The 16,524-nt window shown below is 61.2% G+C and carries 18 protein-coding genes; 6 read left to right on the top strand and 12 right to left on the bottom strand.

The features are described from left to right. Positions 1-63 precede the first annotated feature (63 nt). A complete protein-coding gene (locus HP062_RS30125) occupies positions 64-876 on the top strand; it encodes an alpha/beta fold hydrolase (protein WP_172792466.1) in 813 nt (270 codons plus the stop codon). A gap of 115 nt (positions 877-991) precedes the next feature. Here HP062_RS30125 and dsbG read toward each other — a convergent pair whose 3' ends face one another. From dsbG to HP062_RS30145, 4 genes are all read right to left on the bottom strand, one after another. After that, positions 992-1,762 (bottom strand): thiol:disulfide interchange protein DsbG, encoded by a 771-nt coding sequence (dsbG, locus tag HP062_RS30130; protein WP_010461199.1) that lies wholly within the window; start codon positions 1,760-1,762, stop codon positions 992-994. Next, a complete protein-coding gene (locus HP062_RS30135) occupies positions 1,738-2,604 on the bottom strand; it encodes a TlpA disulfide reductase family protein (protein WP_010461196.1) in 867 nt (288 codons plus the stop codon). The genes dsbG and HP062_RS30135 overlap by 25 nt, the downstream gene beginning before the upstream one ends. Further along, on the bottom strand, positions 2,604-4,340 hold the full coding sequence (gene dsbD, locus HP062_RS30140; RefSeq protein WP_172792467.1) for a protein-disulfide reductase DsbD: 1,737 nt from the start codon (positions 4,338-4,340) through the stop codon (positions 2,604-2,606). Before dsbD ends, HP062_RS30135 begins: the two co-directional genes overlap by 1 nt. Before the next feature lie 82 nt (positions 4,341-4,422). Next, a complete protein-coding gene (locus tag HP062_RS30145; RefSeq protein WP_172792468.1) occupies positions 4,423-5,121 on the bottom strand; it encodes a hypothetical protein in 699 nt (232 codons plus the stop codon). Positions 5,122-5,412: 291 nt separating this feature from the next. Here HP062_RS30145 and HP062_RS30150 point away from each other — a divergent pair, with 291 nt between their 5' ends. The 5 genes from HP062_RS30150 (at position 5,413) to HP062_RS30170 (ending at position 9,910) form a co-directional block, all read left to right on the top strand. Further along, the gene (locus HP062_RS30150; protein ID WP_010461191.1) at positions 5,413-6,096 is read left to right on the top strand and encodes a response regulator; all 684 of its coding nucleotides are present in this window, start codon (positions 5,413-5,415) and stop codon (positions 6,094-6,096) included. Beyond that, on the top strand, positions 6,093-7,418 hold the full coding sequence (locus HP062_RS30155; protein ID WP_077747886.1) for an ATP-binding protein: 1,326 nt from the start codon (positions 6,093-6,095) through the stop codon (positions 7,416-7,418). Before HP062_RS30150 ends, HP062_RS30155 begins: the two co-directional genes overlap by 4 nt. Before the next feature lie 207 nt (positions 7,419-7,625). Beyond that, positions 7,626-8,111: a GNAT family N-acetyltransferase gene (locus HP062_RS30160; protein WP_172792469.1), complete on the top strand. Its 486-nt coding sequence runs from the start codon at positions 7,626-7,628 to the stop codon at positions 8,109-8,111. Between the two features lie 77 nt (positions 8,112-8,188). Then, positions 8,189-9,601: an aspartate aminotransferase family protein gene (locus HP062_RS30165; protein ID WP_083374681.1), complete on the top strand. Its 1,413-nt coding sequence runs from the start codon at positions 8,189-8,191 to the stop codon at positions 9,599-9,601. Between the two features lie 81 nt (positions 9,602-9,682). Further along, entirely contained in the window at positions 9,683-9,910 is a 228-nt protein-coding gene (locus HP062_RS30170) for an MbtH family protein (RefSeq protein ID WP_010461182.1), read from the top strand. A 187-nt stretch (positions 9,911-10,097) separates the two neighbouring features. On the opposite strand, the gene HP062_RS30175 is transcribed toward HP062_RS30170, so the two are convergent. The 8 genes from HP062_RS30175 to HP062_RS30210 are packed head-to-tail and all read right to left on the bottom strand — an operon-like array spanning position 10,098 to position 16,334. Next, entirely contained in the window at positions 10,098-10,997 is a 900-nt protein-coding gene (locus HP062_RS30175; RefSeq protein WP_172792470.1) for a metal ABC transporter solute-binding protein, Zn/Mn family, read from the bottom strand. Continuing rightward, positions 10,998-11,897 (bottom strand): metal ABC transporter permease, encoded by a 900-nt coding sequence (locus HP062_RS30180; RefSeq protein WP_172792471.1) that lies wholly within the window; start codon positions 11,895-11,897, stop codon positions 10,998-11,000. Beyond that, entirely contained in the window at positions 11,897-12,754 is an 858-nt protein-coding gene (locus HP062_RS30185) for a metal ABC transporter ATP-binding protein (RefSeq protein ID WP_145308593.1), read from the bottom strand. The genes HP062_RS30180 and HP062_RS30185 overlap by 1 nt, the downstream gene beginning before the upstream one ends. Then, on the bottom strand, positions 12,751-13,677 hold the full coding sequence (locus HP062_RS30190; RefSeq protein WP_077747882.1) for a metal ABC transporter substrate-binding protein: 927 nt from the start codon (positions 13,675-13,677) through the stop codon (positions 12,751-12,753). The genes HP062_RS30185 and HP062_RS30190 overlap by 4 nt, the downstream gene beginning before the upstream one ends. A 35-nt stretch (positions 13,678-13,712) precedes the next feature. Beyond that, positions 13,713-14,285 carry a DUF6162 family protein gene (locus tag HP062_RS30195; RefSeq protein WP_154503909.1) on the bottom strand — a complete coding sequence of 191 codons (573 nt, stop codon included), beginning with the start codon at positions 14,283-14,285 and terminating at the stop codon, positions 13,713-13,715. Then, positions 14,282-14,605: a hypothetical protein gene (locus HP062_RS30200; protein WP_010461170.1), complete on the bottom strand. Its 324-nt coding sequence runs from the start codon at positions 14,603-14,605 to the stop codon at positions 14,282-14,284. Before HP062_RS30200 ends, HP062_RS30195 begins: the two co-directional genes overlap by 4 nt. Then, entirely contained in the window at positions 14,602-15,144 is a 543-nt protein-coding gene (locus HP062_RS30205) for a hypothetical protein (protein ID WP_010461169.1), read from the bottom strand. Before HP062_RS30205 ends, HP062_RS30200 begins: the two co-directional genes overlap by 4 nt. Further along, positions 15,141-16,334, bottom strand: a complete 1,194-nt coding sequence (locus HP062_RS30210) for a PepSY domain-containing protein (protein ID WP_010461167.1) — start codon at positions 16,332-16,334, stop codon at positions 15,141-15,143. Before HP062_RS30210 ends, HP062_RS30205 begins: the two co-directional genes overlap by 4 nt. Between the last annotated feature and the right edge of the window lie 190 nt (positions 16,335-16,524).

Below are 16,524 nucleotides of genomic sequence, written 5' to 3' on the forward strand. Positions count from 1 at the left end.
TTCGGACCGGCTCAGGCTGCCTCTGCTTTTTTTGTTGAATTCCCTTCAAAAAGGAGACAGTTAATGCCCTTTGTAACGATTGACGGACAGCCCCTTCACTACATCGATCAAGGCACCGGCCCGGCCGTATTGCTGGCCGGCAGCTACCTGTGGGACCAAGCCATGTGGGCACCGCAGATTGCTGCGTTGTCGCAACACTATCGGGTCATTGCCCTGGACCTGTGGGGCCACGGTGAATCCGGGTCACTTCCCGAAGGCACGAAGTCGCTGGATGACATCGCCCGCCAGGCCTTGGCGCTGCTCGATCATCTGGACGTTGATCGTGTCACGCTGGTCGGTCTGTCGGTCGGTGGCATGTGGGGCGTGCGACTGGCGCTGTCAGCGCCACAGCAGATCAATGGCCTGGTGCTGATGGACACTTACGTCGGCGTCGAGCCGGAACCGACTCGCCAATACTATTTCTCGCTGTTCAAACAGATCGAAGACACCGGTGTGATCGCGCCGCAGCTGCTCGACATCGTGGTGCCGATTTTCTTCCGTCCGGGCATCGATCCACAGTCGGCCCTGTATCAGGATTTTCGCGCGAAACTGGCGGCGTTGCCGTCCGAACGTCTGCGTGAAAGCATTGTGCCGATGGGGCGGATTACGTTTGGGCGGGATGATCTGTTGCCGCGTCTGGGCGAGCTGAACCCTGCCACCACGCTGGTGATGTGTGGCGATCAGGACAAACCGCGGCCGCCGTCGGAAACGAAGGAAATGGCCGGGTTGATTGGCTGCCCGTATGTGCTGGTGCCGGAGGCGGGGCATATCTCCAATCTGGAGAATCCGACGTTTGTGACGGAGGCGTTGTTGAAGTTTTTAGCCGAGAGAAATTAGTCGGTCTTGCTGGCCCCATCGCGAGCAGGCTCGCTCCCACAGGGGAATGCATTCAAATGTGGGAGCGAGCCTGCTCGCGATGGGGCCGGTGTGGTCACCAAGTCTCTGCAGCAAACTACTTGGGCCCGAGAATCTTCATCAACTTGTCCGGCGAAGGCGCGCCTTGCTGCTGTTGCAGCTCGCCCTTGTCGTCCATGTAGAAAATCGCCGGGGTGGCCTGCAGTTCCAGGTCTTCCATCAACTGCATGTTCGCCGCCAATTTCGCCTGAATCGCTGGCGGCACGTCCTTCAGGGCTTTCAGCGAACTGCCCTTGCCGGATTTTTCGTGATCTTCCAGCGCCTTGCTCGGGTCCTTGGCGGCCAGCAGCGCAGCGGATTTGCCCGGGCTGTCTTCGCGAATGATCCCGACCATGATGTGCCGCAGTTGCACTTTGCCGGCATTGACCCACGGCCGAGCCTGTTCCCAGAACATGTTGCAGTAGGGGCAGTTCGGGTCGCTGAACAAGTACACGATGCGTGGCGCATCTTTTTTGCCGTCGGCGATCCAGTTGCTGGCTTCCATCTTGGCCCAGACTTCCTTGGACATCGGCGCGTAGACCAGTTTCTGCAACGGTGCACTGCTCAGGTCGTTGCCCTCGGCGTCGTACAGATTGCCCAGCAGTACATGCTTGCCGTCCGGGGTCAGGTACAGCGCGATACCGCGGTTCTGGTACTGGGCGGCGTAACCGCGCAGCCCGTCGGGTGCGTCGAACTGACCGACGATTTTCGCGCCCTTGGCTTCGATCTTCTTGATCGCTTCAGGCAATTCTTCGGCGGCCTGCACCGACGGCAGGTGCAGCAGCGCTGCGCCCAGAGTCAGCGTCAGCAGGTGGCGGAGGCGGGGCATGGCAGTTTCCTTGAAGAGGTGGCCGGTACGGCAGGAGAAGGGGTGTCGAAGTTTTCCAGGGCGCGGGCCAGGCTGGCATCCGAGAGTTCACCCAAATGGCTGCCCAGCAATCGACCGTCGGGGCTATAGAACAGCGTAGTCGGCAATGCCATGGAACCCACGGCCTGACCCAGTCGACCGCTGCCGTCGAACAGCACGTTGGTCAGGCTCAGGCCTTGGGTTTCGAGGAAGGTGCTGACGCTTTGCATGCTTTCGGCCTGATTGACGAACAGGAAGGTCAGGTCCGGGCGCTGTTGCTGGGCGTTTTCCAGCACCGGCATTTCCCGGCGGCACGGCGGGCACCAGGTGGCCCAGAGATTGATGACCAGCGGTCCACCCTTGTAGTCCGCCAGTTGCACGGTTTCGCCGGCGGCGTTGCGCAGGGCGATTTCCGGCAGGCGCGTGCCTTGTTCGTAAATACTCAGAGAAAAAGTCGCCAGCAGCCAGAATGCCAACCCGCTGGCTACGCCAAACCCCAGCGGGCGGCGCAGACCCGGTCGGCGCCAACCGCGATACAGCGCGGTGAGCAGCAGCACAATCACCCCGGGCCAGGCGAGGAAACCGCCATCGCGCAGGTCGATGATCTGCCACGGATCGTTGCGATAGTGGGCCCAGTAGACGCCGACGAACCCGACCCGCGCCGCCAGCATGCCCAGCAAAAAAAGGCTGAACAGCGCCGACTCAGGGTTCTCTCCACCGCGCTTCGCCACCCGCCAGCCGACAAACGTCGCCAGCGCCAGGGCACTGATCAGCAGCAGATGGTTAAGCGCGATGGCAAAAGTGCCGAGGGTAAAGGTCAGCATTAACGGGCGTCTCGGGTGGTGGTCCAGCGTTGCAGGAAGGTGTCGGCATCGACCTCGCCGGTGATGCGCTGACTGCGGCGCTCCTGGCCGTCTGCGCCGATCCACAGAAAACTCGGTGGCCCCGGCACTTTATAACGGCCGAGCAGTTCGCGGCTGTCGGCATTGTCGGCGGTGACGTCCAGCCGTAGCAAGCGCACATCGCTCATCGCTGCCATCACATGGGCTTTGCCGAAGACCTGTTTTTCCATGACCTTGCACGACACACACCAGTCGGCGTAGTAGTCCAGCAGCACCCATTGGCCCTGAGCCTGGGCGGCGTCCAGTTCCTGTTGCAGCGCTTGCGGATTGTTGATCGTGGTGAAGGCCTCATGGCCGGTCGGGCGAGCGGCATTGCCGGAAGAGGCGGAAGCGCTGTAGACCTGCAACGGTTTGAGCAAATCATCACTGCCCCCGGCGGCCCCGATCATCAGCAGACCGCCCCACATCCCGAGCAACAGTGCACTGGCGCCGAACAGATGGGCGACGCGGCCAAAACCTTCCGACTGTTTCCAGGCGCTATAGGCGGCAATCAGCAGCAAGGCGCCACACAAACCGATCCACAGCGATTGATCCAGCACCGGGCGCAGCATCAGCAGGGCGGTGGCGAGGAACAGGAAACCGAACACGCCTTTGAGCAGGTTCATCCAGGCGCCGGGTTTGGGCAGGAAGCGATTGCCCACGGTCACCAGCAACAACAGCGGCACACCGATGCCGATGCCCATTGCGAACAGAATCAGCCCGCCATGCAACGCATTACCGCTTTGTGCGATGTAGAGCAGGGCGCCGGCCAATGGCGCGGTCATGCACGGGCCGACCAGCAGCCCCGACAAGGCCCCGAGCACACCGGCACCGATCAGACTGCCGCCACGCTGATTGCGCGACACATTTTCCAGCCGATCACGCACCGCCACCGGCAGTTGCAGCTCGAAGAAACCGAACATCGGCAACGCCAGCAGGACAAATATCGCCGCGAAGCTGCCCAGCAGCCACGGGTTCTGCAACAGCGCCTGAAGGTTCGCACCAAGCAGCGCGGCCAGCACACCCATCGCCGCATACACCAGCGCCATGCTCACCACGTAGCTGGTCGCCAGGGCGAAACCGCGTTTGGGCGTGGCGCCGCTGCCGACGATCAACCCGGCCAGTATCGGCAGCATCGGCAACGAGCAAGGAGTGAAAGCCAGCAGCAGGCCCAGACCGAAGAACACCAGCAAGCTCCAGCCCAGCGCCCGTTGTTGCAGGCCGCTGGCCAGGGCCTGATCCGGTGCTTCGTTGGTTGCGCCCGCAACGTTGCCACCCAGGTCCACGACCTGGGTTTGCGGCGGATAGCACAATCCGGCATCCGCACACCCCTGGAAGCCCACCTTGATCTGACCGGTGGCGCCCGCCGGAATCTTCAGCTCCAGGCCTTGGCGATACACCGGTTGTTCGCCGAAGAATTCATCACTGTGCGCTTCACCTTCGGGTAATGGCGGCTGTTGCTCCGAGGGCAGCCCCTCGAATTTCAGGCGTTTCTGGTAAAGGTAATAGCCGTCGGTAATTTGCCAAAAGAGCTGTGTTTCACCCGATTCAAGGCGCTCGGAAGTAAAGACAAAGGCCTTTTCCACCGGTAAAAATTCAGGTTTGGTATCGAACGGATTGGTCCCTGCCTGGGCCACACCCGAGATCAAGAGAACAAAAAGAAGAAACAGTCGACGCATGGGTAAGCCTTATCCCTGTGCAAGTGAGGTGCACAATGGGAGGCGGCGATTAACCGATGATTAACCGCGAGTCGACGGATTCTCAGTCTCGTAGCAATCCGGGCCAATTCACCTCATTCACCGGGTGCGGACCAGAATGCATCCGATTCATTTGCAGGTTGTAGATGATGTATTCGTTGCCAGTCAGGAAGATGTAGAAATAATTGTCGTCACTATTACTGTCTTTTTGCACGCCGGTAATAATTCGGTCGAGGTAGGGGGACAGTCCGCTCCAGACGGTCGGGGAGGTGGAGGGTTGATTGTAATAGTTGCTTTTGTAGTTGAATTGGAAGTGCTTTCCGTCGCTCATGATGAACTTAAATATGTGGCCCGTTTCGTTTAGAGTCCACCACGTTACTGCGATGATACGATCGAAATAAGGAAGAATGGGAGCCCATCCAGTATTTTCCACAGGCTTTATATAACTGACTCTATCGGTGTCTTGATTATACTTACAGACGGTCGGTGTAGTGCCTTCGTAAAAAAACAACCATGTTGCGTCAGAGTCATAACCTTCAGACTCATTGATCAGATCAGTGGTGGTTAAGCCAAAGCGTAGGTTTTTGGCATGGGAGTGGAAGTCATTCCAGTTGCCGTATGAAATATCGCTCGGGTATCCCTTTGGAACTTGCCTGTCGCCAAGGCTGTAACGAGAGTATTTATTTATGTCTTTGAAGAAGAAATGAATTCCATCTTTGCCAGAGCGCCAGTCGACGGTGACAAAGTTTTTCAAGATTGGCATGTTGTTGTTCCTTTCAATAGTTAAACGTTTGTTGGTTGTTCAAGAGCAGGTTTGTGGTCGGGTTGTCATGTTTTGGTGTTGTGAATTAGTTGCGGACTGAGCTTATCGCTTTACGAAAATCAATAAGAGTTTTTTTTTGAGGTTGTTTGTGTCGCTTTGCAACTAAGGTGAATGAATAAGTTTGATTTGGTTGGGTGACAGAAAGCCGGGCTATTCGTCATCCCTCGCAATTGACATAATTGCGCCTTAATCCACATCTGCTTGACTCGCGTTTTTACTCATGGAGCGCCCATGCACGTACTGGTTTGTGAAGATGATGAGCTGATCGCCAGCGGCATTGTCGCCGGCCTCACCGCACAGGGCCTGACGGTGGAGCACGTCGCCACGGCATCGGCTGCCCGGGCGATGCTCAAAGTGGCTGAGTTCGACGTCATGGTGCTCGACCTTGGTCTTCCCGATGAGGACGGCCTGAAGTTGTTGCAGCAGTTGCGCCACAGTGGCCTGGAGATTCCGGTGCTGATTCTCACGGCGCGGGATTCGGTCACCGACCGCGTCGACGGTTTGCAGGCCGGCGCCGACGATTACCTGCTCAAACCGTTCGACCTGCGTGAACTCGCCGCCCGTCTGCACACCTTGTTGCGACGCGTGGCGGGACGCAGCGTCAACCTGATCGAACACGGCCGTCTGACCTACGACCCGAGCAGCCGGGAAACCATGCTCGGCGGCCAGTCCGTCGACCTTTCGCGGCGTGAACAGTCGCTGTTGCAAGCCTTGCTGCATAACCGTGGCCGAGTGCTGTCCACCGAACAATTGAAGGACAGCGTCTACGGTTTCAATGACGAACTGGAAAGCAACGCCCTCAACGTGCATATCCATCACCTGCGGCGCAAACTCGGCAACGGCATAGTCGAGACGGTGCGCGGCCTGGGTTATCGCCTGGGGCCCGCCGATGGTGGAGAGGAAATGAAAAAGTGATGAGCCTGCGTTTGCGCCTGAGCCTGACGCTCGGCGCCGCTTTTGCGCTGATCTGGGCCCTGGCGGCGGCCTGGATGCTCAGCGACCTGCGCAACCAAATGATGTTTTCCCTCGACCAGCGGCTGGTGGCATCGGCGCGCATGGTCGCCGGCCTGATGGAACAATTGCCCGCGTTGCCGAGCAAGGGCGAGGGCACCCATTTCAGCGCGGAACAACTGAATATTCCGGGTGGCATGGCCTGTCAGGTCAGCTCGTTGCGCGGCGAAATCCTCGCCCGCAGTCACACCGATCCGCAACAAACCCTGGAAGCCGAGAAAATGGGCTTCCACGATCAGATGATCGACGGCGCGCCGTGGCGCAGCTTCACCCTGGCTCGCGGTGATCTGCGCATTACCACGGCGGATCGGCAGATCGAGCGTGAGGCACTGAACATGTCGATCCTGCTGGCCGCTTCGGTGCCGGTGGGCGTGGCGTTGCTTGGCTGCCTGTGCCTGTTGTGGCTGGGGATTGGCCAGGGGCTGGCGCCGCTCAACCGGATGCGCGATGCCTTGATGCGCCGCAGCGCCGATTCGCTCGAACCCTTGCAGATCCAGCCGCTGCCCAGCGAGCTTCAACCGTTGCTGGACACCCAGAATCAGCTGTTCCAGCGCATCGGCAAGACCATCGAGCGCGAACGCCGCCTGACCGGCGACGCGGCCCACGAATTACGCAGCCCCCTGACCGCAATCAAAACCCATCTGCAAGTGGCGCGCATGACTGATGGCGCGGCCCGGGATCAGTCCCTGGCACGGGCAGAAGAGGGCGCCGACCGCATGCACCGCACGCTGGAGCAATTGCTGCTGCTGGCGCGGGTCGAGGGCAGTCTGTCGTTCGACGACGGGGTGCAATGCAGCGCCGAGCAAGTGGCGAAACTGGCGATTCAGGACGCGGCCAGCGGTGATCGGCGGCGGATCAAGCTGCACATGCCAGCGAAGTTCTCCGATGCCCCTGTGCAGATGCCCGCGGTGCTGTCGATCGCCGCATTGCGCAATTTGCTGGACAACGCCCTGCGCCATACCCCGGGCGACGGATCGGTGGAACTGAGCCTGGAAACCACTGGCAGTCGCGCACGCTTTCTGGTCCGCGACCACGGCCCGGGCATTGCCGATGACGACCTGCAACACCTGACCCAACGTTTCTGGCGCAACGGCCAGAGCACCGGCTGCGGATTGGGCCTGGCGATTGTCCAGGCGATTGTTCAGCGGTGCGGTTGCACCCTGCATTTCGACAGCCGGCCGGATGGGTTGCGGGTTGAATTGACCATGCCGCTACAGCCCCTCTAACCAACACCGCAACTTCTCCTGTGGGCGTGAGCCTGCTCGCGATGAGGCCATAACATCCTGACTGTTACACCGCCATCGCGAGCAGGCTCACTCCCACAAGGGAGGCTGTGTTGCACATCAAATGTAACTTCTCTCCATTAGTCAGCGACTCGCCACAGCGCTATCGTCCCCGGCAGCTTTTTCTCAATGGATTGAGGTAACAGCGCCATGGATGCATCGATTCACATCTGTAAGGCAACCCCCGCCGATGCCGGCATCATCAGTCGGATCGTCGAGCGCTCCATTCGTGTCGGCTGCGCGCTCGACCATCGCAACGACCCGAAAACCGTCGCCACCTGGACCCACAACAAAACCATCGAGCACGTGCAACCGTGGCTGACCGACCAACGGTTGTACCTGAACATCGCCCTGTTGCAGGACAAGCCGATCGGTGTCGCCATGGCGGCGATCAGTGGCAAGGTCGCGTTCTGCTATGTGCAGCCGGAATGGTTTCGTCGCGGTGCCGGAGAGGCGCTGGTTCACGACCTCGAAGGCTGGTTGATCAATCAGGGACTGGGCCAGGCTCGCCTCAACAGCACCCGCACCAGCGAGGCTTTTTATCGCCATTTGGGGTACCGGCCCTGCGCTGAAATCTTCATCGTGGCCGGGCTCCATGCCATTCCCATGCATAAGGCACTGACACCGCCTTCATAGAAAGCTGATCGAGGGTCTAAATCCTCGGCGCCCTGATGCGTTTCCAGAACAGGAAAACCTTATTGAGGGGTCGAGAGATGTCAGTCGCTACCAGCCTTATGGAAGATCAGTCGGCCCGGATCGCTCCGGCGCCGGTCGAGACGCTGTATCAGTTCAACGAATCGCCGTTGCTGGCCCGTCAAAACCAGCAGGAATCGAATGCCCGCAGTTACCCGCGACGCATTCCTCTGGCGCTCAAGCGCGCCAAGGGCATTTATGTCGAAGACGTCGAAGGCCGCCGTTTCATCGACTGCCTGGCGGGTGCCGGGACATTGGCCCTGGGGCATAACCATGCGGTGGTGATCGAAGCGATCCAGCAAGTGCTGAGCGATGAGTTGCCGCTGCACACCCTCGACCTGACCACGCCGGTCAAGGATCAATTCGTCCAGGACCTGTTCGGTTTGCTGCCGGCGGCGTTGGCTGCTGAAGCCAAGATCCAGTTCTGCGGCCCCACCGGCACCGACGCGGTGGAAGCCGCGCTGAAACTGGTGCGCACCGCCACCGGACGCAGCACCGTATTGTCGTTCCAGGGCGGTTATCACGGCATGAGCCAGGGCGCGCTGAGCCTGATGGGCAGCCTGGGGCCGAAAAAGCCGCTGGGCGCCTTGCTCAGCAACGGCGTGCAGTTCATGCCGTATCCCTACGACTACCGCTGCCCGTTCGGCCTCGGCGGTGCGCAAGGGGTGAAGGTCAACCTGAGCTACCTGGAAAACCTGCTCAATGATCCAGAGGCCGGCGTGCAATTGCCGGCGGCGGTGATCGTCGAAGCGGTGCAGGGCGAGGGCGGGGTGATCCCGGCCGATCTCGATTGGCTGCGCGGCCTGCGGCGCATCACCGAACAGGCCGGCGTGGCGCTGATCGTCGATGAAATCCAGAGCGGTTTCGCTCGCACCGGCAAGATGTTCGCCTTCGAGCACGCGGGGATCATTCCGGACGTGGTGGTCATGTCCAAAGCCATCGGCGGCAGTCTGCCGCTCGCCGTCGTGGTTTACCGCGACTGGCTCGACACCTGGCTGCCGGGCGCTCATGCCGGGACTTTCCGCGGTAATCAGATGGCCATGGCGGCGGGTTCTGCGGTGATGCGTTACCTGACCGAACACAAGGTCTGCGAGCACGCTGCCGCCATGGGCGAGCGCCTGAGCGAGCACCTGCGCATTCTGCAGCGGGACTTCCCGCAATTGGGCGACATTCGCGGGCGCGGCTTGATGCTCGGCGTTGAGCTGGTCGATCCGACGGGTGCGCCCGATGCATTGGGGCATCCGCCGATCTTCGGTCGCCTGGCGCCGCTGGTGCAGCGTGAATGCCTCAAGCGCGGGCTGATTCTTGAGCTGGGTGGGCGTCACGGCGGCGTGGTGCGTTTCCTGCCGCCGCTGGTGATTACCTCCGCGGAAATCGATCGGGTGGCCGAGATTTTCGGCCGGGCCATGGCCTCGGCCACCGCCAGCCTCTAAATTTTTTGCGCCGCGCAACGTTCCTTCTACATACCGGCTGCGCACGCCGCGCAGCCCACCCTACAGCGATGGAGACACAGCATGACGTCAGTATTCGACCGCGAGGACATCCTCTTTCAGGTCGTGGTCAACCACGAAGAGCAATACTCGATCTGGCCCGACTACAAAGCGGTGCCTGCCGGCTGGCGCACCGTGGGCAAGAGCGGCCTCAAAAAGGAATGCCTGGCCTACATCGAAGAAACCTGGACCGACATGCGTCCGTTGAGCTTGCGTCAGAAGATGGACGAGCAGGCGGCAGTGGCTAACTAAGGCACGACGCAAAAGGAAGCCCGCTGGACTGGTGGCAGTCAGCGGGCTTTTTCATGTCTGGAATGTGTCTCGCCTGTCAGGCCGCCTTCGCGAGCAGGCTCGCTCCTACATTGGATCTATGGCGTGACACAAATCCCCTGTGGGCGCGAGCCTGCTCGCGATGAACGATAACGCGGACTCACTGACGTTAAACCCCGCTCAACCCCTTGATCATCCGATCCACATTCACTTCCAGCTCAGCCACCGGATCCGCCGCGTCGACACTCAACACCACCAGCCGACTGCCTGCCTCTGCGATCACCGCTTTCACCGCCTCAGACGGCTGGCGATGATGCAACACCACCGCCACATCATTGTCCTTCAGCGTCGCGCCCAATTGCTTGAGTGCTTCAGGTGTCCACTCGGCGTCCGGCCGTGCATCGAGGCCGATCAGCTCCAGGTTCAACCCGCCGATCAAGTAGCCGAAGTGATCGCTCAGGCTCATTACAGTGAGGTTATCGGCACTGGCCAATTGCGCTTCGCTGTCCGCGCTGAGCTTGAGCAAGCGCTGTTTCAGTGCCGCCAGGTTAGCCTCGATCGCAGGCTTGACCTCGGGCGCCAGGCGCACCAGGTCCGCCGCCATCACATCCGCCATCCGCCCCATGTTGTTGCTGGAAAGCCACGGCTGGCTGTTCAAGCCGTCGACCTTATTGCCCGGCTGCACGGCGATGCCGGGCAGGGCGCCGTCCACCGGGCGGGCGGCGTCGACTTCAACGATACGAATGTTGCTGCGCCGGGCAATCGGGTACAGCGGATCGTCTGCCCACAGTGAGCGCAGACCGATCACCGCATCGGCGTCGGTCGCCAGTCTGGCCAGCGCCGGAGCGCCACGACCGGTGAAGTACGCGGTCTGACGGCTGCCCGGCAGGTTCGCCGGCGCAGCACGTTCAAGGGTGACGTCGGTGCCCTTGAGCAAGACCTCACCCAGCCCGTAAGTGATCGGCAAGGAGGCCAGCACGCGCAGGGGCTTTGTGTCCGCTGCAAAGGGGGTAGTGACCAGCCCGCACAGAGCGACGGCCAGGGTCAGTTGACGCAGAGAAAAAGACATTTATCCGATATTCCCTTTCAGGCTTGGGACAACACCACGGGCGATGGCGGCGAGGGCGAAGGCGATACCGGCGACCAGAATGATCGCGGCACCGGACGGAATGGGCAGGTCGAAGACGATCGGCGCGAGGATCCCGCACAGCGTGCTGACTGTTGCGATCAGCACCGAGCACCAGAAGAAACCCTTCAGTGACTGGCTGAGCAAGCGTGCCGCTGCGGCGGGAATCACCAGCAGCGCACCGACCAGAATCGCGCCGATGACTTTCACTGCGGCCACGGTGATCAGGGTCACCAGAATCACAAACAGATAATCCAGGGTCTTCACTGCCACACCACGAACCGCCGCCAGCTGCGGGTTGAAACTGGCCAGCATGATGCGGTTGTACAGCGGCAAGGCCAGCGCCATGACCAGCGAACCGACGATGGCCAGCACCAGCAGATCGTTACCGTTGACCGTCAGCACCGAACCGAACAGCACGTTTTCGAGGATGTGCACGTTGATCTTGCCCGCCAGGATCAGCAGCAGGCTCGCGCCCAGGGCCAACGACACCGAGAGGAACACACCGATCAACGTATCCGGCGCCAGCCCGGTGCGGTTGCGCAGGTAGTTGAGCAGGATGCCGAACAGCAGGCAGTAACCGAACAGGCTGCCGTAAGGCCCGGTGTAAGGTTCGCCGAGCAGGATGCCGACGGCCACGCCGGTCAATGCCGCGTGACCCACCGCTTCGGAGAAAAACGCGAAGCGCTTGACCACCACCAGCGTGCCCAGACCGCCCAGCACCGGGCCGATCAGTAAACCGGCGAGCATGGCGTTGACCACAAAACCATAGGCCAGCGCTTCAGGCAGATAACCCGAAGACGCCCAACCCTGAACCATCAAGCGAAAGGCTTCATAACTCATCAGGCAGCGCTCCGTGGATGGGTCGAGAACAGGGTCAGCAGGCGTTCCGGGGTCAGCGCCTGTTTCGGCGTGGCATCGAACAGCACCCGACGATTGAGTCCGGTCACCCGGTCGGCCAGACGCCCGACGGCTTCCAGATCATGCTCGATCCATAACACGGTGATGCCGCTCTGGCGCCAGTCGCCGAGCAATCGCTCGAACACTTGGATACCGGCCTCATCGAGGGCCGACATCGGCTCGTCGAGCACCAGCAACTGCGGCGCCGGGATCAACCCTTGAGCGAGCAACACGCGCTGACGCTCCCCACCGGACAACGCGCCCATGCGCCGCTTGCGCTTGTCCTGCAGGCCGACCCGTTCCAGCGCTTCACCAATCGCGGCTGCGTAATGCTTGCTCAAACCGAGGAACGCCGGACGACGCTGACACATCGCAGCCATGAAATCGTCGACGGTCATGGGCAGGCCGCGGTCGAATTCCAGCGCCTGAGGCACATAACCGATGGTCCCGGGTGTGCCCGGCCATTGCAGGCTCAAGCGACCTTGATGTGGCATCTGTCCGAGCAGGGTCTTGATCAGCGAGCTCTTGCCGCCACCGTTCGGGCCTACCAGCGCATGCACGCTGCCGGGCTGGACCTGGAAGGTCACGTTGTCGAGGATCGTCGTGCGCCCCAGCGTCAAACTGACCTGCGCAAAATCCAGCGTCGGCCCCGAAACCTGTGGGAGTGACGGCGCGACGATTCGACCTGCTCGCGATTGCGGTGGGTCATTTAGTGATGATGTCGAATGACTGGACACCTTCGCGGGCGTGGTCGCTCCCGCACCCACAGGCGACTCGCTGATGGTTTCTTTCGCCGTCATTTCCCCGACTCCTGAATCGCCCGAACCACGGTGTCGAGGTTGCCGGTCATTTCCTTTTCGTACTTGTCGGCGGTGTATTCGCCATAGGAAATGTGCGACAGCGGGTACAGCTTCACCCCGGACTCACGCTGGATGGTGTCGACGTAGCTGGACGGGAAATCCATCTCGGAGAAGATCACCTTCACGTCCAGTTCCCGCAGTTGATCGATGGTCTTTTTCAGCTGGCTTGGGCTCGGCTCGATGCCGTGGGCCGGCTCGACCACGGCGGTCACTTCGAGGCCGAATTCGCGCAGCAGGTAGTCATAAGCCGCGTGCACCGTGGCCACTCGCAGTTCGGCGTTCGGTGCCTGGGTCAGTTTCGCCAGGGCGTCGGCGCGCATTTGCCGCAGGCGCTTGCCGTAGGCGCGGGCGTTCTGGGTGTAGGTCTTGGCATTGGCCGGGTCGAGCTTGCCCAGTTCCCGGGCAATGTTGTTGACCTGGGCAATGGAGGCGCTGATCGACAGGAAGGTGTGCGGGTTCACCACCTTGCCGGCCCCGCGTGCGGCGGTGCCGGTGGCCGCCAGCAGCGGCACGTTTTCGTTGGCTTCGATCACCGGGACGTTCGGCGTTTCGCTGGCGGCGATCATGCGGTCGGCGAAGTCGTCATGACCGACGCCATTGAGTACGACCACGTCGAGCCCGCTGATGCGCTTGATGTCTTCGGCGCGGGGCTCATAGGCGTGCGGGTTGAAACCGGCCGGAATCAGCGGCACCACTTCGGCCTTGTCACCGACAATGTTGGCCACGTAGCTGTAATAAGGGTGCAGGGTAATGCCGATGCGCAGGCGCTTGGCATCCTCGGCGCTGGCCAGTGGCGTCAGCAATAAGGCAAGCAGGCCGACCAGCAGCGGGCGCAGGAATGAGCGTTGAGATGAAATAGGCATGGGAAAGCGGTCTTCTCTCGGGTGAAGGCGAGGGTTCAGTGCCGGTGCTGGCGGGTCACGCCGGCATCGAATTGCGCGACGATCTGCTGCCAGCCGGCGCTTTCCAGCGCAGCGTCAGTGAGATCGGTCGGGGCCGCGAGGGCTTTGTCGCGATTGAGCCAGACGTCAGGGGCATCGTCGCCAGCAGTCAGGCGCATCAGAAACGAACCGGCCACGGCGGGCGTCTGGCTTTGACCGAAATAGGCCTTGGCGTCGAGCAGCTGCCAGGCATGGCCGCCACGGCTGACGGAACTGGCGTCCTGGGCAAATGGTGCAAAGCCTTCATCGGCAAGCGTTGCGGGCGTCGGCAGCGCTTGCTGTTCCTGACGCAGCAGATGAATCTCGTCCAGCGTCACCCGCAGGTCGGCATAGATGCCTTGCTCGGATGCGCTCAGATCGCGACGGGCATCCAGCTGATGGCTGCCTACGCTGCTGACTTCCTGAGGCTCATGGCGCCAGGCGACCACCGAACCGGCTACCGCCAGGATCATCAGGCACAACAGCAACACATACAGGGTTTCATGGCCGGCACCGGCCGGGCGGACGACGTGCGTGGTAGGCGTACTCATGGGGCTTCGATGTCCGCTTGGTCGATCTCGACGACGTGGCCGGGGCCTGCGTCGAACAGCACGTAGAATTCGGCACCGGGCTTCTTGAAAGTGAGGGTCGAATCGGCACCGAGCTTGCCCGGTACCAGGATGGTTTCGTCGTAGCCGATCACATCCAGCGTCACCCCCGGTGCGCCGCTGCCGTCGGAGAAACCGCCCGTGCATTTGATTTGTTCGGCGTCGATGGCTTTGCATTCGCACATCGGGTTGTGGGCCAGGGCGCTGGCGCTGAACCCGGCGCAGAGCACCAGTAAAACCGCGTTTAGAGAACGTAGCATCATGGTTTGCCTCCTTGTTTGTTCAGCCACGCGAGGGTGGCGGGGGATGCCTGGCTCAGGGGGATCGACGCTTGATGCATCGCGCCGTCCCAGCCTTCCATGGTGATCCACAGTTCGGCGTCGGCTTTGGTCTTTTCGGGGATCGGCAGCATCGCGCCCATGCGGTACGGCGTGCCGAAGAAAATCACCCCGGCGGCGCGCAGGCTGCGGGGTTTGCCGATGCGCAGATACGTCGCCTTGACCTGGTCGCGGCAGCTGTCGCACAGCGCCGCGTTGAAGCTCTTCATATGGCCGGCCGGGCCATCGAGGGTCGGGGCTTCGTTGCGCAACTCGGCGAGGCGCAGGCTCCAGGGCCCGACCTGCACTTCACCGATTTCCCGCTCACCCAGGCCGGTGTCGCCGCGAAACAGCGCCGCGTCGGCAAAGTATTTGGGCATGAACCCTAGCGGCACCAGCAGCAGCAGAACGTTGATGTGGAAGCGCCATTTGTGCCAGAAGCGGCTCAGTTTCGAGGCTGGTTTTTCAGCGGTGAACAGGCTCATTGGCTGACCTCCGTGGTTTCGCGGCGATCGACAGCGGCGGTGCGAGGACGTTTGTCTTTGCGCTTGAGGGCATTGGCCGTGGCCAGGGCGGTGCGCTTGGTCCAGATCAGCAGGCCGCTAAGGACCATCATGCTCAGGATCAAACCGAAGAAGAACCAGATCAGCTTGATCCAGAGGCCGCCGAAATCACCGGTGTGCAGCGGCCGCATGGATTCGGTCACCAGCTCCAGGCCGGATCGGTCGGACAGCAGGCGGGTGGCGGCGATATCGCCGGTGTACGGGTTGATCTCGGCAGTCTGGAACATCAACGGATACCAACTGCGACCGCCCACCGTGAGGTAGCTATAGGCGTTGGCGGGCAGGCTGACGAAGCTGTCTTCCAGACCCGGGATGCGTTCCTTGGCCTGGGCAATCGCGGCTTCCAGGCTGATCATCGGCGCTGGCGAGCCATCGGTGCTCACCGGCACGCTCTCACGCGGAACCACCAAGGCCACCGGCGCGGTGGAGATCGACACCTGGTTATCGAACATGAACGCCTGGATGAGGAACCAGGTGCTGGTGATGGAAATCACCGCGATGAACCAGATCGACCAGATGCCGCTCAGGCGGTGAAAGTCGCCCCAGAAAATCCGCGCGCCATGACGGATGCGTAACGTCGGTCTAAAGAAACCTTTCCAGAAGCGCTTGTAGACCACCAGCCCGGTCACCAAAGACGCCAGCAAAGGCAAGCTCAGGAACGACACCAGGTACCAGCCCCAGCTGTAACCGTTGGTGAACGGCACCAGCCACCAGCCATGCAATGCACGGGTGAAGGCCTGGAAATTGAATGGCGGGGCGGCGCCCTGAATCACGCCGCTGTACGGGTTGACGTAAACCTTCACCGAGCGCCCGTCGGGGTAGCTGACATCGACATCGAGCGCGAAGTGCGACTCGTCGGGCCGGCTGATGGCCTCGACCAGGGTGTTCGGTTCCGCCTTCTTGATGGCGGCGACGATCTGGTCATAACTGAGCAGCGGTGCGTCGTCGGTGGGTTGGCTGGCGCGCATCTGCGGGTTGGCCAGCCAGACAATTTCCTGACTGACCACCGCCAGTGTGCCGGTGACACAGACGATCAGTACGAAAAACCAGATCGGCAAGGCCAGCCAGCTATGGACCAGAAACCAGAGTTTGGAGCGGGATTTCTTCGACATGATTAAAGGTCTTGTATCGATGGGAAGGCCTCTGCTGCGGGCTTCCCAGCGATGAGGTCCATGAAAAGTCGTCCGTGGCTTTTGCCTACGCGGACTGACTGCATCTATATAGGACGGATGAGGAACGGAAATCCCGAACGACAATGTGAAAGAAAATGTTTCGCGTTCCGGTCGGCGCGCAGACAACCCC

Origin of the sequence: Pseudomonas sp. B14-6 (assembly GCF_013260315.1) — a bacterium.
GTDB classification, from domain to species: Bacteria; Pseudomonadota; Gammaproteobacteria; order Pseudomonadales; family Pseudomonadaceae; genus Aquipseudomonas; species Aquipseudomonas mandelii.